The sequence below is a fragment of the Paenibacillus piri genome, from assembly GCF_004354045.1.
GTDB lineage: Bacteria > Bacillota > Bacilli > Paenibacillales > NBRC-103111 > Paenibacillus_S > Paenibacillus_S piri.
The window spans coordinates 37,315-59,934 of record NZ_SMRT01000011.1; the positions used below are offsets into that span (position 1 = coordinate 37,315).

13 protein-coding genes and 1 riboswitch are annotated in these 22,620 nt (G+C 52.5%); of the genes, 11 read left to right on the forward strand and 2 right to left on the reverse strand.

Translation table 11 applies throughout. The features are described 5' to 3' along the window. Nucleotides 1-411: 411 nt before the first annotated feature. The 4 genes from E1757_RS21170 (at nucleotide 412) to E1757_RS21185 (ending at nucleotide 6,060) form a co-directional block, all read left to right on the forward strand. A complete protein-coding gene (locus tag E1757_RS21170; RefSeq protein WP_133231832.1) occupies nucleotides 412-1,821 on the forward strand; it encodes an ABC transporter substrate-binding protein in 1,410 nt (469 codons plus the stop codon). Between the two features lie 66 nt (nucleotides 1,822-1,887). Beyond that, the gene (locus E1757_RS21175) at nucleotides 1,888-2,658 is read left to right on the forward strand and encodes a hypothetical protein (protein WP_133231834.1); all 771 of its coding nucleotides are present in this window, start codon (nucleotides 1,888-1,890) and stop codon (nucleotides 2,656-2,658) included. 126 nt (nucleotides 2,659-2,784) lie between these two features. Then, nucleotides 2,785-3,363, forward strand: coding sequence for a TetR/AcrR family transcriptional regulator (locus tag E1757_RS21180; RefSeq protein ID WP_133231836.1), 579 nt, complete (start codon nucleotides 2,785-2,787; stop codon nucleotides 3,361-3,363). Between the two features lie 15 nt (nucleotides 3,364-3,378). Beyond that, on the forward strand, nucleotides 3,379-6,060 hold the full coding sequence (locus tag E1757_RS21185; protein WP_133231838.1) for a phosphoenolpyruvate synthase: 2,682 nt from the start codon (nucleotides 3,379-3,381) through the stop codon (nucleotides 6,058-6,060). Nucleotides 6,061-6,196: 136 nt separating this feature from the next. Here E1757_RS21185 and E1757_RS21190 read toward each other — a convergent pair whose 3' ends face one another. Continuing rightward, nucleotides 6,197-7,459: an MFS transporter gene (locus tag E1757_RS21190; RefSeq protein ID WP_133231840.1), complete on the reverse strand. Its 1,263-nt coding sequence runs from the start codon at nucleotides 7,457-7,459 to the stop codon at nucleotides 6,197-6,199. A 181-nt stretch (nucleotides 7,460-7,640) separates the two neighbouring features. On the opposite strand from E1757_RS21190, the gene spoVB reads away from it, so the two are divergent. From spoVB to E1757_RS21225, 7 genes are all read left to right on the forward strand, one after another. Continuing rightward, on the forward strand, nucleotides 7,641-9,200 hold the full coding sequence (gene spoVB, locus E1757_RS21195) for a stage V sporulation protein B (RefSeq protein ID WP_133231842.1): 1,560 nt from the start codon (nucleotides 7,641-7,643) through the stop codon (nucleotides 9,198-9,200). 397 nt (nucleotides 9,201-9,597) lie between these two features. After that, nucleotides 9,598-10,800 (forward strand): MFS transporter, encoded by a 1,203-nt coding sequence (locus E1757_RS21200; protein ID WP_133231844.1) that lies wholly within the window; start codon nucleotides 9,598-9,600, stop codon nucleotides 10,798-10,800. Between the two features lie 535 nt (nucleotides 10,801-11,335). Next, nucleotides 11,336-12,100, forward strand: a complete 765-nt coding sequence (locus E1757_RS21205) for a MerR family transcriptional regulator (protein ID WP_133231846.1) — start codon at nucleotides 11,336-11,338, stop codon at nucleotides 12,098-12,100. Between the two features lie 291 nt (nucleotides 12,101-12,391). Then, a riboswitch (M-box (ykoK) riboswitch) is annotated at nucleotides 12,392-12,565 on the forward strand. Between the two features lie 348 nt (nucleotides 12,566-12,913). Further along, entirely contained in the window at nucleotides 12,914-15,547 is a 2,634-nt protein-coding gene (gene mgtA, locus E1757_RS21210; RefSeq protein ID WP_133231848.1) for a magnesium-translocating P-type ATPase, read from the forward strand. A 262-nt stretch (nucleotides 15,548-15,809) separates the two neighbouring features. Continuing rightward, entirely contained in the window at nucleotides 15,810-16,835 is a 1,026-nt protein-coding gene (locus E1757_RS21215; RefSeq protein WP_165972215.1) for a sugar phosphate isomerase/epimerase family protein, read from the forward strand. A gap of 222 nt (nucleotides 16,836-17,057) precedes the next feature. Further along, nucleotides 17,058-17,702: a DUF1232 domain-containing protein gene (locus tag E1757_RS21220; RefSeq protein ID WP_133231852.1), complete on the forward strand. Its 645-nt coding sequence runs from the start codon at nucleotides 17,058-17,060 to the stop codon at nucleotides 17,700-17,702. A 305-nt stretch (nucleotides 17,703-18,007) separates the two neighbouring features. Continuing rightward, nucleotides 18,008-21,298, forward strand: coding sequence for an OmpL47-type beta-barrel domain-containing protein (locus E1757_RS21225; protein ID WP_246079351.1), 3,291 nt, complete (start codon nucleotides 18,008-18,010; stop codon nucleotides 21,296-21,298). A 573-nt stretch (nucleotides 21,299-21,871) separates the two neighbouring features. Here the strand turns inward: E1757_RS21225 and E1757_RS21230 are convergent. Further along, a complete protein-coding gene (locus tag E1757_RS21230) occupies nucleotides 21,872-22,498 on the reverse strand; it encodes a hypothetical protein (protein WP_133231856.1) in 627 nt (208 codons plus the stop codon). Nucleotides 22,499-22,620: the final 122 nt, after the last annotated feature.

The following is a 22,620-nucleotide window of genomic DNA, read 5'->3' on the forward strand; positions in this document are numbered from 1 at the left end:
GGCTTGGAGAATGGCTTCAGGGCGAGTTTTTTTATTGCATTGATACCGAAAAGTTCTAATCAAATCAAGGCAATAAAACGTGTTTGAGCTTCGAAGTCGTATCCATTGCCCGTTCCCGTCCTTTAATCGACAGTCTCCCTGGGTCCGTTAGACTGGGAAATCATCGGATTGACTGCATTTAAGGGTTCCGGATGTCCGTTAGAGCTCATGATGCCGTTCGATCGACTGCTGGAGCGTGCATACGTTGCTTTTGGGATGGACGGAAGCTTCATGCTGGTTGTCTTATTCAATATAATTTGGATTTTTTGGAACAAATGGCCGAGGAGATGCGTCTACTTCATATGGAAAATATTTGATGCCATAAAACAATTAATGCTTTAGGCGAAAAGGAAAAGGGAGAGAGCGAACAAAATGAAACGTTGGTGGAGTAAAGGCGCCGTGATTTGGGCGGCGGCCGGAATTACGCTTGTCGGCTGCACGGGGGGACTCGGCGGTTCACAGCAAGGCTTGAAGCAGCTCGGTAAGGACGAGCAGGCGACGATTAAAGTCATGAGCAATATGGACGAAAGGTACTTTTATCAAGTATATGGGGCGTTATTTTCGGCTAAATATCCGAATATCGACGTTCAGGTGGTCTCCACGCAGGGCTTCATCCAATACGGTCCGGACACCGATATCAATAAAGAGCATGCGAAGTTTATAGACGAGCAAAAGCCGGACGTGCTTTTTTTATCGTTGGAGCAATATGAGAAAATGGCCGAGGAAGGTCGGCTTTACGAGCTCGATACGGTAATCAAGCAGGACAAGTTCGATCTGGAAGGAATATTGCCGAACGTCATCGAGGCGATTAAATCCCGAAGCTCGGGCAAGCTGTACGGTCTAGCCCCGGGATTCAACTCGCAAGCGCTGTTTTATAATAAAACGCTGTTCGAAAAAAACGGCGTCCCGCTGCCTAAAGACCAGATGAGCTGGGAAGAGCTGTTCGAAGCGGCGCGGCGATTCCCGACAACGGGCGATGAAAACAGCCGAATCTACGGTTTCGGCATGAATAATTATTCGGACAGCCTTTTTCAATATGTGAGAATGATCGGAGACACGAAAGGATTAAGCTTCGTCAATCCCGAAACGGGGAGCGTGACGATTCAAACAGATGCGTGGAAAAAGACGGCGCAGCTTGCCCTGGACGCTTTGAAATCCGGTGCCGTTTACCGGCCGACTCCGGGCAAGCAGTTTATGGGCGGGTCGATGGAGGAATATTTCAAATCGGATCCTTTTATCGCCGGTAAAGTAGCCATGACAATCAGCGGAAACTATTTGATGGACAATTTGAAGCAGGCGAAAACGCATCTGAAAGACCAAGTACCGGAATGGGATATGGTTACGATCCCGGTCGATCCGCAAAATCCGGAAAGCTCGGGTATTATGGTCAACCAAATATTTGCCGTCAATGCGCAGTCGCAGAGCGTCAGAGCGGCATGGGAATTCGTTAAATACATTAACGGAAACGAATACGCGCGAGTCACGTCCAAGTCGTCGGGGATGGGAAACATGCCGTCCCGCATTCAATATTTAAAAGATCCCGACGGCCGCAGCCTAGAGCCCTTTTACAAGCTGAAAGGGGACGGGATGCTCGCATCAAGAGCGCTCGGCAAGCTGCCGTCCGAATTTTACCGGTCGTTCAGCATGTTAGGCGATACGGAGCTTAAAGCGGCGCTGGAAGGCAAGAAAACAGTGGATGAAGCATTGAAATTGATTCAGGAGAAAGGACAGGAGGAGCTGATCAAAGCGAAACAGGCGGAGGAAGCAAAAGGAAAGCCTTAATGTAATGTCATTCATATGCGGTAAGGTGGAGCTATCGATGCAATCCTGGAAAGGATCGATGAACGAATGGGTAAACGAACAAGTTTTGTACCGCTATGGATACTATTGTGCCTGCTCGCCTTCGCGGGCTGCAGCGGCAGCGGAACTCCAGCCGGTCCTTCCTCCGCCGCAGCGTCTGATGCCGGTTCGGCGCCGTCAGCGCCGCCCTGGCCCGCTGCATCCGTACCTGTTTCAGCCCCCGAACAGGCGGAAACCAGGAAAGAGGATCTTTCCGTCAGAGCGGTCGGAAAACATCCGGCCGGGCAGCTGCTAGTCAAGCCTGCAAGCAAGGCGGAAGTTGTCCCGCTGAGGGCGCCCAGCTGTTACGGGCAGGAGACGGACCTGAGCTGGAGGGGGGATTATGAGGCGCTGTGGGAGCCCTCATCCGGTGGAGAGGTAAGCAATATTATGCCATTCCCCGCCGATTTCGAGATCATTCAGCGAGACGATACGCCGCTCGAAATGCAGCCATTTCGGTTTGGCGAAACGGATCTGTTTGCTTACGTTCCACGTTATACCGATTGCCACGCGCTCGAGACCTATTTGTTCGGGGTAAGCGGCGGGGAAGTTTTTCCGGTAACGTTCGAGCTGACGCCTGAACGGATATGGGGACAGATCGATCAGCTGCCGAACCGTCGATTCAAGGTAATCGGCAACGAGCTGATTGTGACCGGCGGTTACGGGGCGGGTCAGGACTATATCAACATGTATCATTTCCGTTACGATGCGAAGAAGAAGTCAATGGTCCTGCAGCAAACCGATCTGGTAAAACCGAATGAAATCGAGTTCGACGACTGAATATCAAAAATAATTCGGAAAACGGGCCGCTATCTGGTTGACGGATAGCGGTTAAAAATATAAAATGGAAACTATAAATACCAATAGGGTTTCCTTGGGTGTCGAGAAAAAGGAGGTGACCACCATATGGATGAAACTATCCGGCTGCGGATTATTCAGTCAGCGTCCGATTTATTTAACCAAAAGGGGTATAAAAGCGTCAGCGTCAGCGATCTGGCGGCTCGGCTCGGAATGAGCAAGAAGACAATTTATTTGTATTTCAGCGGAAAAGAGCAGATCGCCGAGGCGGTTCTCGATCTGACGATGAATGCCATTGCCCGCAGCATTAGCGAACAGACAAAGCGTAGTGGAAACCCGCTGTACGTTCTGGAAGCAACCTTTAAAGGGATTAAAGGGGAAATTGTGAAGCTGAATCCTTTGTTCTTGGAAGATATGCAAAAATACGCCCCCGCTTTATGGAACAAGCTCGAAGCGTTCCGCGGACGGCAGCTCCGATTTATCGAAGGGCTATTAACGAAAGCGAAACAGGACGGACATGTGCGCGACGATGTGAATATTCATCTCGCAACGGTCATCATGCTCGACAGCATTCAAAGATTAGTCAGACCCGATTTTGCAGCCAGACACAACGTTAGTATGGTGGAAGTGGCGGACACTTTATTCGCTTTATTTTTGCAGGGACTGTACAAGGATCGTCAAAAATAAAGGAGCGTGGATCATATGGATCGCTATGTGCTTGATTTCAGCCGGATTGATAAAAGCAGTCTCCCTCTGGTCGGCGGGAAGGGGGCCAATCTGGGGGAAATGACGCAGGCGGGATTTCCCGTACCGTCCGGATTTTGCGTTACGACGGAGGCTTATCGGGACTTTCTGGAGCAAAGCTCCGAAATGCCGGCTTATTGGGAGCAGCTCGATCGGCTTCAGGCGGATCAGCTTGACGACATCGCTCACTTGGGCCGCATCATTCGCGACCATCTCGTTTCGGTGCCGATTCCGGAATCGGTCCGTTCCGACATCGTAAGGGCTTGGCGACGCGCGGGGGGAGACCATGCTTATGCCGTCCGCTCGAGCGCAACGGCGGAAGATTTGCCACATGCCTCGTTTGCCGGGCAGCAGGACACTTACCTGAACATTTGCGGGGAAGAGCAGCTGCTGCAGGCGATCCGCAAATGCTGGGCATCGCTGTTTACGGACCGCGCCATTTCATACCGTGCGAAAAACAGGTTCGGCCACCGCTCGGTAATGCTGTCTGTCGTCGTGCAGCGGATGGTGTTCCCTGAAGTATCCGGCATCATGTTCACCGCCGATCCGATCAGCGGACACAGGGGTACGGTATCGATCGACGCCAGCTTCGGCTTGGGCGAAGCGCTCGTCTCCGGCCTTGTTTCGGCCGATCTGTATCAGGTGCGCGCAGGGGAGCTTATTCTGCAGAACATCGCCCGTAAAAAGCTCGCTATTTTCGCGCTGCCGGAAGGCGGCACAGTGACGAAAGAGCTGCCGGAGGAGGAGCAGGAGCGGCAGGCGTTGAATGCCGCGCAAGCCATCGAGCTCGCGGCGCTCGGGGAAAAAATCAAACGGCATTACGGCTCTGATCAGGACGTGGAATGGTGTCTTGCAGAAGGCCGGTTTTATATTGTACAGAGCCGGCCAATTACCTCGCTTTATCCATTGCCGTCTGTTGCCGTACCTGCTGGAGAGAGTCCGCATTTGTTCATCTCTTTCGGTCATCAGCAGATGATGACCGATGCGATAAGGCCGATGGGGCTATCGCTCTTGCGGACAATGTTTCCGTTCGGGAAATCGGATGTGCGAGCGGAAAACGAGAATACGGCCGCTGCCGGCGGCAGACTGTTCATCGATATTACGCCGTTGCTTGCCTTGAAGCCGGCCCGTACCCTGCTCCCGAAGGTGCTGTCCAATATTGACGAAATGATAGGCGCCGGCGTTGGCGAATACGTAGGGCGGGAATCGTTCGTCCGTCATCTACCGCGCAAGCCCGGCGTGCGAACGGCTGTCGTTCGCTTTCTCGGTCCGATCCTGCTGCGCGCCGTCCGTAATCTGCTGTTTGCATCGCCGGATAAAGCCCATCCGTTCGTTAATGCTTATCTCCGCGATTCCGACTCGCGCGGAAAAAAAACGATCAGCGCTTCGGCCGGCGCGGAAAGGCTGATTCTCCTGCAGGACCAGATCGGCTTGCTGCTGCGGCGGATGTTTATGGAATTGATGCCATACCCGCTGGCAGGTATAATTGCATCGCGACTAATCCGGGCACTGTCGAACCGCTGGTTGAACGATCCGGATATTGTTAATGTCCTTAACAAATCACTGCCCGGCAATTTGACGAGCGAGATGGGTTTGCTGATTGGCGATCTTGCCGATACCGCCAGATCGTATCCGCAGGTCGTCGAGCTCATTCGCAGCGTCGATCCGCTGCAGTTCCGCGACAAGCTGCGGAAGGTGGTGGGCGGCGACGTATTTGGCGAGGCTTGGGACCGATTCATGGAGGTGTACGGGATGCGGTGTCCGGGTGAAATCGACATGACGCGGCCCAGGTGGCTGGAAGACCCAGGCACGCTGCTGCCGTCGATCGACAGCCATATGCGCACCGTCCGGCCGGGCGAGCATCGGGTGAAGTTCGTGCAAGGCGTCAAGGAAGCGGAAACGGCTGCGCGGCAAATGCTTGAGCGGCTTCGTCTGCAGCCGTTCGGCTGGTTGAAGGCGAGGCTGATGTCGCGGCTGCTGCGCGTTTTCCGCGGGCTGATGGGGCTGCGGGAGCATCCCAAATATTTGATGATGCTGCATTTCAGCATCATTCGCGGTGTGCTCCGCGAGGAAGGCCGGCAGCTGGCCGTAGCGGGTGTGCTGGAGAAGGAAGAAGATGTCTTTTACTTGACATTGGATGAATTGCTGCGGCTGCTCCAGGGTGAACGAGCCGGGCAACTGCAGGCGCTGCTGGAACGGCGCAAGCAGGAATTCGAGCGGTTCTGCGAGCTCACGCCGCCGCGCATCATGACGAGCGAAGGCGAGATCATCACCGCTCGACGCAAACGTCAGGACGCGCCTGAAGGCGCGCTGCTCGGGACGCCCGTATCCGCAGGCGTCGTCGAAGGCATCGCCCGCATCGTGCTGCGCCCGGAAGAGGCGCGGCTGAATAAGGGCGAAATCATGATCGCGCCATTCACCGATCCGGGCTGGACGCCGTTGTTTCATTCCGCCGTCGGGCTGGTCATGGAGGTCGGCGGGCTTATGACGCACGGGGCCGTCGTTGCCCGCGAGTACGGGCTGCCCGCCGTTGTTGGAATCGACGGGGCGACCGAGCGGATTTGCGACGGCGACCGCATCCGTCTGGACGGAACGCGCGGCTATGTGCTGGTGCTGGAGCGAAACGGCGGCGAACGTTAGGCCGATAGACCAACCAATGTTTTGAAGGCCAAATAAAACCACCCAAACCGCTTCGCAGGGTTGGGTGGTTTTTGTCTTTCTTTACAGGTCTTGGCGGTAAGCTGCTTTCTTTAACTTCGTGAAGAACCGATGCGATTCAGCTGTCGCCGGCCGGTGCGGACAATCCGGCAGCGGCGGGTGCGACCGGCTGCGCACGCTTCCGGCGGCGGGTCGATTTCTTTTCCACGCCGAAACTCAGGACGGCGAAGGCTAGGCCGAGCGCGGCCAATACGGCGGCTAGCCACGGAACAGAATGCAGGCCTGAATAGGTGATCGCCAATCCGCCCATGTAGGCGCCCGATGCGTTGCCGAGATTTAACGCCGAATGGCTGGAGGTGGCCGCAAGCAGCGGCGCCTCATGCGCCAAATTCATAATTCGCAGCTGAATGCCGGGCATGATGCCGAAGGCCGCAACGCCCCAGACAAAAACGGTAACGACGGCAAGGACTGGGTTTTGGATTGTGATCGTCAGCAGAGCCAGAATGACGGCCAAAACGGCAAAATTAACCATTAAGAAAGGCATCAGCTTCCAGTCGGCTAACCGGCCCCCGAGCATATTTCCGATCGTCACCCCGAACCCGAACAAGACGAGAATCCATGTTACGCTATGCTCGGCAAAACCGCTGATTTGTTCGAGCATCGGTGTAATATAGGTGAACACGGAGAACAGGCTGGCGCATCCCAGCGCTCCCGTAAACAAGATCAGCAGCACCTGAGGCTGAAATAAGCTCCGGAACTCCTGGGCGAGACTCGAGGGCTCGTCCTGGCGTATCGTCGGAATAAAGCGGATAATACCGATCAACGATAATAAGCCGAGTATCGTAATCGCACCGAACGACGCTCTCCAGCCGAGCTGCTGACCGATGAAGGTGCCGAACGGCACGCCGACAATATTGGCTACGGTCAATCCGGCGAGCACCATCGAGACGGCGCCGGCCCGCCGTTCCGGCCGGACCAGCCGCGCGGCGATCAGCGTTCCGACGCCCAGAAAGGTACCGTGCGCGAACGCCGTCAAAATCCGGGCGCCGATCAGCAGCGCATAAGTAGGCGCAATCATGGACAGCGCATTGCCTGCGATAAAAATGGCCATAAGCAGCAGGAGCAGCTTTTTTTGCGGTACACGATGGGTAAAGATGGTAAGCAGTGGAGCTCCGACGGCGACGCCGATCGCGTAGCTCGTAATGAGCTGGCCGGCCTGCGGAATCGTTACAGACAAGTCATGGGCGACGTTCGGCAGCAGTCCCATGATTATAAATTCGGTCATTCCGATAGCGAAAGCGCCGAGCGTGAGGCACAGAAGCGATAACGGAAACTTCTCCCGCCGCGACGGGAGTGGCGATTCGTGAACAGTTGCATGCATGATGTCTCTTTACTTCCTATCCATATGAATTTGAGTTTTTCTATTGAACGAGTATACCACCAACAACCATATCCGTGAATACAGGGGGACGAGCCCATGCTGTCAACAGCCTGTTCGCATACATTCGGTTTCTTGCGAATATGAATTAACTTAAGGTCATAATTATGGAGATGGACACGACATGAGCATGCAACCTTCATCATTTGTGCGGGGTACATTTATTCTCGCGGCGGCAGCTTTCGTTACAAGAATTCTCGGCTTCCTCAACAGCATTATATTGGCGCGCTATTTAGGACCGGAAGGTATTGGATTGCTCATGATGGCTCAACCGCTCGTCCCGATGCTGATCACACTGACAAGCCTTGGACTGCCCGTCGCCATTTCCAAGCTAGTGGCTGAAGCGGAGGCCCAGGGCGACCCGGGCAAAGTGAAACGCATACTGCAAGTTTCCCTAAGCGTTACAATTACGATCAGCGTAGTGTTAACATTAGCTACACTGATCGGGGCCGAATATTTCTCCTCGCTCATATTGGCGGACCAAAGAGCTTATTATGCGATGCTGGCCATTATTCCGATCACGCCCTTGGTCGCCGTATCCTCGGTGCTGAAAGGCTACTTCCGCGGCAAGCAAAATATGAAGCCGATTGCCATTTCCGATGTCATCGAAAACATCGTGTACATCGTTCTGATTATGTCCCTGATCCAGCTGCTGCTGCCTCGCGGGATTGAATACGCGGCTGCCGGGGCTATGGCGTTTACGGTCATTGGCGAAGGAAGCGGACTGCTTTATTTGGCGCTCATGTATGCCTTGCATCGGAAGAAGTCAAGCCGTCAGCGAATCGATGCGGAGCGGCTGCCCGGCAAAAAGCAGACGATGTACGAGCTGCTGCACATCGGTCTGCCTACGACCGGCCAAGGCTTCATTCACTCGATTTACAGGGCGATTAAGCCTGCGCTCGTCATCAAGAGCCTGGCGATTGCCGGCATCGGCACGGCTGTCGCGACCAAACAATACGGTCTGCTTGTCGGTTATGCGTTTCCTTTGCTCGTGTTTCCCACCTTTATCATGCACTCGCTGTCGACAGCGCTCATACCTTCAATCAGCGAAGCGCTTGCCGCCAACAACCGGAAGCTGATACATCAGCGAATCGACCAGGCGATCCGGCTCGCCTTTATGATCGGGGCACCGTGCACCATCATTTTGTATATGTGGGCCGTCCCTTTGACAACGGTGCTTTACCATTCTCCTGAAGCGGGCATCATTCTGAAAATGCTGGCTCCATTTTTCCTGCTGCACTATTTTGAAGACCCGCTGCATGCGGTTTTACTCGGAATCGGTAAAGTCAGGACCGTCATGTGGAACTTCATTATGAGCACGCTGCTGCAGGCTGTAGCGATCTTTATTTTTGGCTCGGAGTGGGGGATTTACGGAGTCGCGACCGGCATTAACTTCGGAATTTGCTTGATTACGATGATGAACTTTTTGGCTATTTCCAAGTTTATCGGTTTTTCTCTCGATATGCGGCACTATGTGAAAACTGTAATTTGCTTGGCGCTCATGGTGATATGCGGACAAGGGACCTATACCTATATGAGTCATACCGGATTTGCTGCGCTGTGGGTCATTTTAAGCTCCGTCGGCGTATCGCTGTTAAGCTATGGCATGTCGCTCTTGCTGACCAATGCGATCAAACAGCCTGTGCGAAACGGCGCGGCCAAAGGTTTTTTTCCGAAACTGTAACGATAGGCACGACAGCAATGCCTTCTTCGAAGATAACGAAGAGGGCATTTTTATTTGATCTGCCAGTTAACTGCAAGGCAAACGGTTAAGTTTTGCACCCTGCTTGACACATAACGAAATATTGCCGGAGCCGACCGGATGCGGAGCCGAATATTTTTGTAAAAGGGTTGATTAAAAATAGATAATATATTAATATATCTAAATAATAATAAACAAAACGTATAAATATCTATTATTATGTAATTAACATCACAGTGAATCGTTATCGTTCCTCCGGCGCTGTCAATATCGGCGGATACCTGCTTCCTGTTTTGGTGTCTATGGGGCACAGGCAGTCCGGCAAAACGGCGATGAACAGAGAACAATTAACAATTAATATGGAAGAGGAGAGTCAATCATGCTTCACAACAAGTATGTACGAACGGTTATTTTATCCCGCGTGCTGTTGCAGCTGGGGGTTTGGATACGAAATTTTGCCATTCTTTTATATGTCACCGATTTAACGCATAACAATCCGCAATACGTATCGCTGATCTCGGTGGCGGAATTCGCGCCTATTTTTATTTTTGCGATCATTGGAGGGACGTTTGCGGATCGCTGGCGGCCCAAGCTCACAATGGTATGGTGCGATATACTGTCGGCGTTATCCGTATTTGCCGTACTGGCCGTGCTCATGAGCGGGTCGTGGTATGCCTTGCTGTTCGGGACGTTTATATCCGCCGTGCTCTCGCAATTTTCTCAGCCGTCGGCGATGAAGCTGTTCAAGCAGCATGTTCCCGGCGAGCAGTTGCAAGGCGTTATGGCCATGTTCCAATCGTTGATGGCTGTCTTCATGGTCATTGGTCCGATTATGGGGACGTTTGTTTTTCAACATTATGGAATCGGGTATTCGCTTGTCGTAACGGGAATCATGTTTGCCGGATCGTCGATCGTGTTGTCCTTTCTGCCGCGCGACGCAGTGGAACCGGCTGACGAAGGCAGCCGCAATTTTAGCAAGGAGCTGATGGACGGCCTCCGTTATGTAGGAGCGAGCCGCCCCTTGCGCACGCTTGCCGTCGCATTTGCCGCTTCCGGGCTCGGAGCGGGCTTGATCCAGCCGCTTGCAATTTTCATCGTGATCGAGAAGCTCGGACAGGGGAAGCCGTTTCTCCAATGGCTGCTGATGACGAACGGTCTGGCCATGCTGATCGGCGGCGCCTTCCTAATCGGAATTGCCAAAAAAATGAGGCCATATACGCTGCTGGCCGCGGGCCTGCTGGTAAGCGCCGTTTGTACCATTGCCGTCGGCTGGTCGACTAATATCGGGTTGACGCTGCTGCTGCAAGTGCTCAGCGGATTCTTTTATCCTTGGGTCCACACCGGCATTCAAACGCTTATTCTTAAAAATACAGAAGCCGCGTATATCGGCCGGGTCGGCGGAGCCGTTATGCCGGTGTTTATGGGGATGATGGTGATCGGCATGTCGCTTGCGGGCTATTTGAAGGATGCGCTATCGCTGTTTACGGTTTATGCAATAAGCGGCGCGTTGCTTATCATCGGCGCACTATTGTTGGTCCCGTTGTATTGGAAACGGCGTGCAGCAGAATCGGCGGCGAATTAATCCCATGGATCAATCAACACAAAAGTGAGATTCACCGTACTCCGGTTGTTGTATGGTCTTGCAAGCCTAAGTTCGGTTTGTCCTGCAGCTATCATCAAAAAGATATCGAATATTGTGATTATCCCGCTTACTACAATCATTCTAGAGGCATATATCATTCACATAGCGATAAAACAAATTGGAGATGATAGCTGTATGAATTCTTGGAAAATTAAGCCGGGGAAGCGCCGTGGCCGCACCAGCAGATCATTCCCATCGAACCGGAATACGTGTTGAAGACGTTTAAAGCGGCGGTTTATTACTACAAGGAGACTCGGTACGAACGCAAACCGGAGCAAGTTGACGGCTTGCAGGCGTAAGCTCATCCGCTGCAGCTCTTGTAAGGTTGAACCGATAGGCTGCACTTGGGTCTTAAAAAACATTCAGGCTTCCTAAGGGCAAACATCGCTCTCAGGAAGCTTTTTTCTCTTCGTAAAAAGGGTTGACTTTGACGCTGCGTAAAGGTGTACGCTTAAGCTGTCAGGAGGTGAAGCGAGTGGAATACACCGTACAGAAGCTTGGGCGGCTGGCGGGAATCAGCACAAGAACGCTGCGATACTATGATGAGATTGGCATTCTAAAGCCGGCTAGAGTCAACTCGTCCGGATATCGCGTCTATGGCCAGGCGGAAGTCGACAGGCTGCAGCAAATATTGTTTTACCGGGAGCTCGGGCTTCGTCTGGACCAGATCAGCGAGCTTGTGAATTCACCGTCCTTTAACGGGACTGAGGCGCTGAAGCAGCACCGCGAGCAGCTCCTTGACAAAAGAAAGCAGTTGGACGTACTGATTGCCAATGTGGAAAAAACAATTGCCTTTAACGAAGGGAGAATTACGATGAGTGATAAAGAAAAATTCGAAGGCTTCAAGCAAAAGCTGATTGATGACAATGAGGCGAAATACGGACAAGAAATTCGCGAAAAATATGGCGAGGATGCCGTCAACAAGTCGAACGCCAAAGTGAAAAATATGACGCAGGAGCAATATGAAGAGGTAACCCGCCTGTCGGAGCAACTGGCCGAGACGCTGGCCGAGGCGTTCAAGCAGGGGGACCCTGCGGGCGAATTGGCTATGCAAGCGGCCGAGCTTCATAAGCGGTGGTTAACGTACTATTGGAGCGAATACAATAAAGAAGCGCACGCTGGCATTGTCCAGATGTATGTCGATGACGAACGGTTTACGGCCTATTACGATAAGCTTCAACCAGGAACGGCGCAATTTTTAAGAGATGCCGTCCACATTTATACAGGCTTCAAGAAATAATAATGCTTGAGCAGCTGAGGCTGCGTCGCGGGTCATTTTGATCGGGTGCAGCCTTTTTTCCGTTGTGTCGCTGCTTCCGCAGTTTGTCGTATTTTTGCTGTTTCAGCGAAATATCGTTGAAGGCATTTGCGACAAACGGGATCAAACGCTAGCCGGTCAAAGTCAGAATGCGGCTTATGCCCGGTAGTATGGAGCAGTACGCCGCATATTATGTAGGAGTCGGAGTGCAAATGAATTGCAATCGGCTATTGACAAAATACAATTATAGGAGTACGATTCGTTAGTAATTTCATATGTCCTCGTTAGGTGAGGCTCCTATACAAATACAGGCCACTGCCCGGAAACATCGAAAGATGCCAATGGGTAGAACAGGGATTGCCGGATTAAGGCTTTTCATAAGGTGGCTAAGAGGCGAATGCTCTCTTTACGTTGTATAGTGCCAAAGCTCGACTAGGGGGAACGGAAACCATTTTGCATGCGCGTTTTTCGAGCCCTCTAGCCGGTCTAGGGGGCTTTTCGATTTTATTTCATAAGGGGGAATACGCACATGGACGGTAGCCCGAGTCCGAGTAGCAGGTCTTACGATTTTCAATACCCAGTGTTCGGGGAGAACCGGGTTTTTATCGCATTTGCAAGCTGTCCATACGTATATTTCAGTCCCCCCCCTGCGGTGGGGCAGGCTTATTTCAGTATGCGTATTTGACTTGTGAGCGATTCAGACAACGGTAATGCGATCAGCTCTCCCTGAGCCGGGGAGGGCTTTTTTGTGTTTACTTTTGATCGTTTATATGAAAAATACGGGAGGCTATGAACATGAAACAGAAGCAAACGAAAGCTGAAACGCTAAACCTTCAAATTTCCGAGCGGCTCATCCAGACATCCGCATGCCATATCGACGACCTGATGGAGGAATTGTCGACTATTGCAGCGGGACTTACGGATTTAGAAGCTGTACAAAGACAGGAACGGTACGGGAAAAATCAAATCGTGCACGATAAGCCTGCGGTCTGGTTTATCCAGCTGCTTGGCTGCTTTAAAAATCCGTTTATTCTCATTTTGCTGGCGCTGGATGCATTTTCATTTTTTACAGATGACTCGAAAGCCGTAACGATTTTAAGCGTCATGATCTCGATCAGCGTACTCATCACATTTACCCAGGAATATCGTTCGGCCCGCACAGCGGAAAAGCTGAAAGCGATGGTGAAAATGACAGCATCGGTCACCCGACAATCCGGCAAAAAAGAGATCGACATGGGGGAGCTGGTCCCCGGTGACATCATCCATTTGTCGGCGGGCGACCTCGTTCCGGCCGATGTGCGCTTGCTTTATTCTAAAGATTTATTCACGGCCGAATCCGCTTTGACGGGTGAGACGATGCCGGTTGAAAAACAGGATGCGCATACCCGGAGAACGGACAAAGCAACAGGCGGTCTGCCGGCGAACAATGCGCTGGATCTCGCTAATATGTGTTACATGGGAACCAATATCGTCAGCGGAACGGCGACGGCCGTTGTCGTCGCTACGGGGGATTCGACTTACCTGGGCTCGATGGCCAAGGCGCTGACCGACAAACGGCCGCTGACGAGCTTCGATAAAGGCGTCCACAGCGTTACATGGGTCATTATCCGGTTTATGCTCATCATGGTTCCGATCATTTTCTTGATCAACGGCTTCACCAAAGGGGATTGGACGGAAGCTCTCTTCTTCGGCTTATCGGTAGCCGTCGGCTTGACGCCGGAAATGCTGCCGGTTATCGTCACTGCCAATTTGGCCAAAGGAGCCGCCGTCATGGCCCGCAACAAGGTGGTCGTGAAGAAGCTCAATGCGATTCAAAACCTAGGCGCGATGAATATTTTATGCACGGATAAAACCGGCACACTGACCAAAGACAAAATCATTTTGCAGCGGCATCTGGACATTCACGGTCAAGAGGACGGCAAAGTGTTGGAATACGCTTATTTGAACAGCTATCATCAAACCGGCTTGAAAAATTTACTGGATGTCGCCGTATTGGAGCATGCGGAGCTGGGCGATGTGCTTGGGGCACAGCAAAACTATACGAAAATCGATGAAATCCCGTTTGATTTTAACCGCAGACGGATGTCCGTCGTGTTGAATCAAAGCGGCAAAGGGCAAATTCTCATTTGCAAAGGCGCGATGGAGGAAATCATAGGCGTCTGTACCCATGCCCTCGACGGCGGGGAGACGGTTCCGCTCACCTCTCAAATGACGCAGAAGGTGAAGGAGCTTGTCGAAGCATTAAATACGGACGGCTTGCGGGTTATAGCGGTTGCAATCAAGCATGCGGAGACGTCGGACAGAGCGTATGGGATCAAGGACGAATGTGGCATGGTTCTTGTCGGTTACATCGGCTTCCTGGACCCTCCGAAGGAAAGCGCGGCATTGGCGATTCAGGCTTTAAAGTGTAACGGAGTAGCCGTCAAGGTGCTGACCGGCGATAATGCGGCAGTTGCACGTAAAGTATGCCGCGAGGTGGGCTTAGACACTGAACCGCTTGTGCTGGGCAGCGATATCGAGCTGCTGACGGATGCTCGGCTGGCCGATTTGGCCGAGAAGACGACGATCTTCGCCAAGCTGAATCCGCTGCAAAAAGTGAGAATCGTCCGCGCGCTGCAGAGCAAGGGGCATACCGTAGGCTTTATGGGCGACGGCGTTAACGACTCGGCCTCGCTCAAGGATGCGGATGTGGGCATTTCCGTGGACACGGCCGTGGATATCGCCAAGGAATCGGCCGCTATTATTTTACTCGAAAAAAGCTTGCTGGTGCTGGAGGAAGGCGTGATCGAAGGCCGCAAAACGTTCGGCAACATGATCAAGTATATCAAGATGACGACAAGCTCAAATTTTGGCAATATGTTCAGCGTCCTGGGCTCAAGCGTCTTTTTACCGTTCTTGCCCATGCTGCCGATTCATCTGCTCATCCAAAATCTGTTTTACGACATTTCGCAGCTGTCGCTTCCTTGGGATCGTATGGATGAACAATTTTTGGCGAAGCCGCGAAAGTGGGACGCCAAATCAGTCGGACGATTTATGCTGTTCATCGGACCGATCAGTTCGATTTTCGATTATGCGACTTACTTTGTTATGTATGTGGTGTTCGCCGCAAATACGGCGGGGGAGCAATCGTTATTCCAATCCGGCTGGTTTATCGAAGGGCTCTTGTCGCAAACGTTAATTGTGCATATGATCCGCACCGAAAAAATACCGTTCATCCAACGGCGGGCCAGCATGCCGGTTATTCTGCTGACAGGAGCGATTATGATCGCGGGAATCTTTATTCCATTCTCGGCATTCGGCGCCAGCATCGGGCTGCAGCCGCTGCCTGCATCTTATTTCCCATGGCTGGCGGGAATTCTGTTGAGCTACTGCGCGTTGACGCAGTTGATCAAAAGATGGTATATCCGCAAATTTAACGAATGGCTGTAAGCGAGACATTGTCAAATCCCGTCCTGAATCCGGCGGGATTTTTTGTTTGTAATTCATAAGTGTGCGTAAGTCTGAGCAGCGATTAGTCAAGTAAACACTTGACACTTCATTTTTTATACTATAATCTTATAGTTATGTTGTTGTATTAACGTTAATATTAAACTGTTCCTCGCAATTAATCGACAGTCTCCGTTTTTTCGTTGCTATGCAACCGCTGCCAACAGGTTGTCGCATTTTACTACATTAAAAGAGGTGTATGGACATGAGTCTGGATCAAAACCGGGAAGAACGCCGCATTTACGAGCAAGTACCTACCAGCCATTATTTGAAGGATATCCGCAAAGACACTTATTACACCGGCGATTTCAAGCTGGGGCTTAATTTTTACAGCTTCAGCCATAATCTGGCTTCGTGGGTGAAGGGGAACACGGACGGGGCTCCTCCCATCGATACGATGGGCGTCATCCGCTTTGCCAAAGAAGCCGGATTTGACGCTGTTGACATTACGGCTTACTACATACCCGGCTATGATAATTTTACGATGCCGACCAAGCCGGATGAAGAGATCTATGCTTATGCCAGAGATGTGAAGAAGCTGTGCGAGCAGCTTGGAATCGCGATCAGCGGTACGGGAGTGAAGAACGATTTTGCCGACCCGAACGATGAGCGCAGAGCGTTGGATGTGAAGCGCGTCAAATATTGGATCGACGTGGCTGCGGAAATGGGTGCTCCCGTGATGCGCGTGTTCAACGGCGATGTGCCGAAAGATATTCAAGATTCGGATTGGGAAACGATAGCGAAAACCAGGATCGTGCCGGCACTGAGAGAATGCGCCGAGTACGGGGCGAAGAAAGGCGTAGTCGTCGGCATGCAAAATCATGGGGACATGGTTTGTACGGCGGATCAAGTTATCAAAATTTTGAAATGGGTCGATCATCCGAATATCGGATTGATCAACGACACGGGATTTTTCAAAACTTTCCGCAGCCGCACCGGGGAGGGCTACAGCTGGTATGACGATATCGAGGCCGTTTTGCCTTATACAGTAAACTTCCAGGTGAAGAAAAAGCCGGCAGGCGCCAACACCGAGATTCCGATCGATCTCGAGGAGCTGTTTACGCGAATCCGTTACAGCGATTACCGCGGATATATTCCATTGGAGACGCTCTGGGTCAACGGCGATGCGAATCATCCGAAAGATTTGGCTGAACCTCCGTTCGATCAGGTCCGCGATTTTCTGAACAAGATGAAAGCCGCCTCCGAGAGTACGAAATTACAAAAGAACTAATTCATGCGATTAGCTTATTATACAAAAGCTCTCCAGCAAAAAGCCGCAGCGATGCGGTTTTTTGCTGCATTCGAAGGCGGGTGTTCGCCGGAATGCCAGCATCCGTGGCATGAATCGGCGACCGTCAACGTAAAATAATTAGAAACCCGCACGTTTGTTGAACAATCAACATATCGGCAAATGCGGGTTCGCCGCAAGTGATGGGAGGGGGGCTCGGACAAAATGGATAATAACCGCGATTTGGGAGTCACGTTATCAACTATATTGAAGGAGCGCTCGCTGTCGATGCGCAAGCTGAGCGCGCTTACCGGAGTCGATACGTCGACCATCTCAAGAATTATCAATGGAAAGCAGCAGGCCAAGCCGGAGCATTTGCGGCAGTTTGCTCTTCATCTCGGAGTGCCGGCGGTGCGGCTTTTCCAAGCGGCGGGCTTCGAGGTGGACGCATCGCCGATCAGCGATACTTCCGGAATTCACGCTTCGATAGACAGTATTAAGGAAGTGCTCCAATCGACCAATTTAATCGATCGCCAATTTACAACCGAGCTTGTTCAGAAGGAACTGAAAAAATATGAGCAGTACGCACTAATGGAGGAAGGCGAGCGGATCATCCGCGACGAGTTTGCGGCTAAAGTGCTGAGCGTGAACGGCGCCGGTCCGTTTATCGACGAGTTGAAGCATATGTTCGCGCTCTTCTGCAAAGAAGACACCTCCTTGGAAAAGCGCGCCCTGCTCGGAAGCGCCTTGCTTTATTTCATTTTGTCGACGGATATTATACCGGATTACGTGTTTCCGCTCGGTTATTTGGACGATGCGATTGCAGTGCAGCTAGTCATCGACCGAATCAAACAAATGGACCGGATATAGCCAACGGCTCTTCACAATTGACAGTATGAATGATGTATTTTATATTAAGGATATTAAGAGTCTGTAATAACTTTGATAAATCAGGAGCAAGGCAGCAATCGCGGTCAATTCCGACCTGTTTGAAGAAATTTGGCGTTAATCCGTATCTTGTGATTTAAGCTCGCACTTCCAAGTGACGGGCTATTTAACTTTTTTGCAGCAATGATCAAGGCCTCTTTACAAAAACAACGTACTCACGATCCGCTTATCCGTGATAAAATAAGCTTGTACGACCATTTAGGCTTTAATGACAAAGGAGGAGAATAATGGAAATGTTCTCGGGCTGGAAATTCAAATGGTTAAAAACCGCGCTTGCCTTAACCATCGCGTTGCCGATTCAAGCATTTGCCGTCAGCGGCTGGCAGGCCGCGTGGGCGGAAGGGCCGAACGATCCGGCGCCGTTCATCGAAGCCAAGGTCGTGAATGGCAATGCCGGCAAAAAGGTACTGTTCGACAATACCCATGAACAGACGGCTGGAGCGGCCGACTGGGTAATTGACGGCGGTTTCTCGGACTTTGCCAATGGCCTCGCGAACAACGGCTACTATGTTAAGGAACTGCGCAAATCGGTCCCGATTGCATTGAGCGATTTGACCGGCTATGACGTATTCGTCGTTGCCGAATCGAATGTTCCCTACAAAACGAGCGAGCAGCAGGCGATGCAGCAGTACGTCCAGGGCGGCGGCAGCATCCTGTTCATAGCCGACCATTACAATGCGGACCGCAACAAAAACCGGTGGGACGGCTCGGAAGTGTTCAACGGTTACCGGCGCGGCGCATGGAGCGACCCGGCTAAAGGGATGAGCGCCGAGGAACGCGCCTCCGAAGCGATGCAGGATGTGGCGAGCTCGGACTGGCTGGCAGAGCAGTTCGGCGTGCGCTTCCGGTATAATGCGTTAGGCGATATCAACGCGAATCAAATCGTTGCGCCGGATCAGGCATTCGGCATTACGCAAGGCGTCGGCAGCGTAGCGATGCATGCCGGCTCAACGCTGGCGATAATGGATCCGACAAAAGCGAAGGGGATCGTATATCTCCCGCAAACCAACGCGGCATGGCCCAACGCAGTCGATCAGGGTGTCTACAATGGCGGCGGCATAGCGGAAGGCCCGTTTGTGGCTGTGGCCAAGGCGGGAGCAGGGAAAGCCGCATTTATCGGCGATTCTTCGCCTGTCGAGGATGCGACGCCGAAATATGTGCGCGAGGATACTGGCGCGAAGAAAACGACTTATGACGGCTATAAAGAGCAGGATGACGCCGTCTTGCTCATGAACCTCGTAGACTGGCTCGGCAAAAAAGAAAGCTACACGAGCCTGGCGCAGCTCAGCGGTCTGCAGTTGGATCAGCCGACGGCGCTGCTGCCGTTTGAAGATCCGGCGAGCTCTACGGAGCCGCAGCCCGAACCGTGGGCACCCCCGAATGCCGGCTACAAATGGTATGACCGGAGTACGTTTAAACCGGGCTCTTACGGCAGCGCAGCGGCTGCCGCAAATCCTGCTTACAAATTCGTCCATCAGTCGCAGCTGCCGAATGCGGAGCCGTTCCAAATCCGCGTGGCTGCCGATAATCTTCCTAAAAATGCAACCGTATCCGGATTCAGCGCTGGCATTTATTTGACCGGCGGCACACAGGTGGCAGCTATTCAAAATCCGGACGGCACGTGGCCTGCATCCTACGGCTACAGCGCGCCGTTCAGCCTGACCGCCGATGCCAACGGTCATGCCGCTGTCGAATTGAACGTTCGCATGAAGCCGGGGACGAACGGTCCCGCGAATTTGCGGCTGCGCCAGAACGGCAACAATCTGGTGACCGAGGCGGTAACGGTAGCCAACGTTCCGGCCGAACCGCTGCCGGCGGAAGAGGGACCAATTCCTGTGAAAATTTCGATCGCGGAAGCGCGCGGCAAAGCGGAAGGTGCGCTTGTCACAGTGGAAGGCGTCGTGACGACAGAGCCGGGCATTTTTGGCGGGCAATCGTTTTACTTGCAGGATGCGACCGGAGGCATATATGTGTTCCAAAGCTTAAGCGGTTTTCATCAGGGCGATACCGTGAAGATCACGGCATCAACGGCATTGTACAATACCGAATTGGAGCTGGTTGATCCGGTTCAAATCGCCAAAACCGGCACGGCCGCGCTGCCCGTTCCCGCAGACGTACCAGCCGTTACGAACGACAATCAAGGACAACTGGTCGAGTTAAGCGATGTGATGATCGGCGCGATCGTTAGTGCGGTACCAGCAGGCTCGTTCGAGTTCGACGCGGTGAAAGGAACAACGAGTACCCATATTCGCGTAGATGCGCGAACAGGACTTACCGAGAGCACTTTTCCGTATCATGCAGGACAAAAGATTTCGATCAAAGGAATTGCTTCCGTGTTTAAAGGTGTCTTCCAGCTGAAGCCTCGCGGTTCATCCGACTTTACGACCCAGGCCGATACGACTGCGCCCGTAACGACGGCTGCATTATCGGGCGCTCCGAACGCCCAGGGCTGGTTCAACAAAGATGTTGCCGTTACATTGACGGCCAAAGATGATCAGGAAGGTGCATTGACGACTCAATATGCTGTAAATGACGGAGCTTTTGCCGATTATACAGCTCCTATTACAATTCAAACAGACGGTATTCATACGATACATTATTATTCCAAGGATGCTGCCGGAAATACCGAAGCCGCGCAGTCGCTAGTCGTCAAGCTGGACAAGACAGCGCCTACTGCCGTGTTAACCCAATCCGGCAAAGCGGTTACGGATGTAACTTATACCGACACGCTGAGATTCGAGCTTACAAGCTCTGATGCGGGATCGGGGATTGCCGCTCAACGGCTGCTGCTTGATGGCAATGAAATCAGCAGCGGTCAATCAATCAAAGCGGCGGATTTGGGCTTGGGCGCCCATACGGTACAATTCCGGGTAACGGACGCCGCCGGCAATCAAGCGGAGCAAAGCTTTACTTTTAATGTAACGAAACCGTTATCCGGCGGCGTACCCGGCAAGCCGGTGCTGTCCGACGACAGCACGCATGCAACCGGGCTGAAGGATGGTAACTTCACGGTTACGATGAACATGTGGTGGGGAAATAACGGCACCGAGTTCAAGCTGTACGAAAACGGCAAGCTGATCGACACGCAATCGTTGACTGACGCATCACCAGGCGCGCAGGCTGCGAAGACGGTTATCAAAGGCAAGCCGAATGGAACCTATACGTATACTTGCGAGCTGAGCAATGTTTTCGGTACGACGGCCTGCGCGCCGCTTACTGTGAAAGTAACCGATGCCGCACCCGGCAAGCCGGTTCTGGCACAGGACAATTGGGATGGCGACGGAAACTATCAAATAACGATGAACATGTGGTGGGGCACGAACGCAGCCGAGTACCGCTTGTACGAAAACGGAAAACTGATTGACACGCAAAGCTTAAAAGCGGCTTCGCCCAATGCGCAAAGCGCGGTTACGAAGATCGAGGGCAGAGCGAAAGGCCAATACGAATACCGCAGCGAGCTGGTCAATGCGGCCGGCGTTACGGCCAGCGAGAAAATAACGGTAAAGGTTACCAAGTAAGCAGAGCTTGCAGGAAGCCCGGGACATCATCCCGGGCTATTTACTTTGTCCCGATAAAACGCGGATTTCACCCTACATTCAAGGAATCATGAATATAATCGACAAGTTTCACTATTAATAGAAGACGAATTGAATCATTTATAGTAAAATAAGACGAGATTTATTTTAAAACCATTTTTTTGGAACTTATGACTGGTTAATAACGTTAATGATATGAGATGAACAATATGAGGTGACTGCGATGCTACGAAAAAAAACGACGGATGTACATAAATCCAAACAGGCGCCGGTTAATAAGTCGGCCATGATGGTATCGGTTTTCATGGCTACGGCGTTGGTAGGCTGCGGTCAAACGCCGCCAACCCAGCAGGTGGCTGCCGTTCCCAACAGCACCGCGCAGCAGGCCGCCGCTTCCGGCAATGCGGCCCAGCAGGAGCAATCGAACGCCGAAGCGCCGCCATTCGGAGGCACCGAGCAAGATTATTGCCGGGATGACAACAACGACAGCCGGTGCGACGATTCGGGGGACAGCTACGATAAGCAATATGCATACTCGAATAATGGAAACACGTACTACGGACGCAGCTCCTCCGTTTCGTCGGGAATTTTAACCGGCGCTTTAGTAGGTGCGGTGATCGGAGCGGCGACGGCCAATTCCGGAAAAACCGCCCCGCCCCCGGCGGCCCCGCAGACGGCAGGCAAGGAAGGAAGAAATGTGACGACTGCGCCCGCGCAAGCCCCAAGCAATAAAGCGCCGGCGCCAACAACATCGACGCGCTCGGGCTCCTTTAACAGCTCTCCCGCCTCGGGAAGCTCGTCCGGCGCAGCAAGCACGTCAAGCTCAAGCAAGCCTTCGGGCACGAGCAGCTCAAGCGGTTCAAACGCTGCGACAAGCCCGTCCGGAGCAGCAAGCACGTCAGGCGCAAACAAGCCTTCGGGCACGAACGGCTCAAGCGCTGCGACAAGCCCGTCCGGCTCCGCTTCGAAAAGCTCTTCCGTAAGCTCGGGGAGCAGCTCATCCAGTCGGCCTTCGTCCGGCATTTCCAGCGGCACCTCCGCCTCCAAAGGTGGAATCGGCAGCTCCAGCAGTTCAAGCGGATCCAGCAGCTGAAGTTTGGAAGGAGTCGCATAAACCCGGAGATAGAGGATGAAGCAGGATGAGCGGCCGCCGTGCACGAAGGTGAAGATTGACCGTTTCATGGGCGTTCGCAATAATCGTAACTTTATAGCATCGGAATAGCCGGAAGAGCCGCAGTGCGGCTCTTTTTTTGTGTATATTCTCGACATAATAGAAATCGTAAAATCTGGAAAACCAAGTGGTC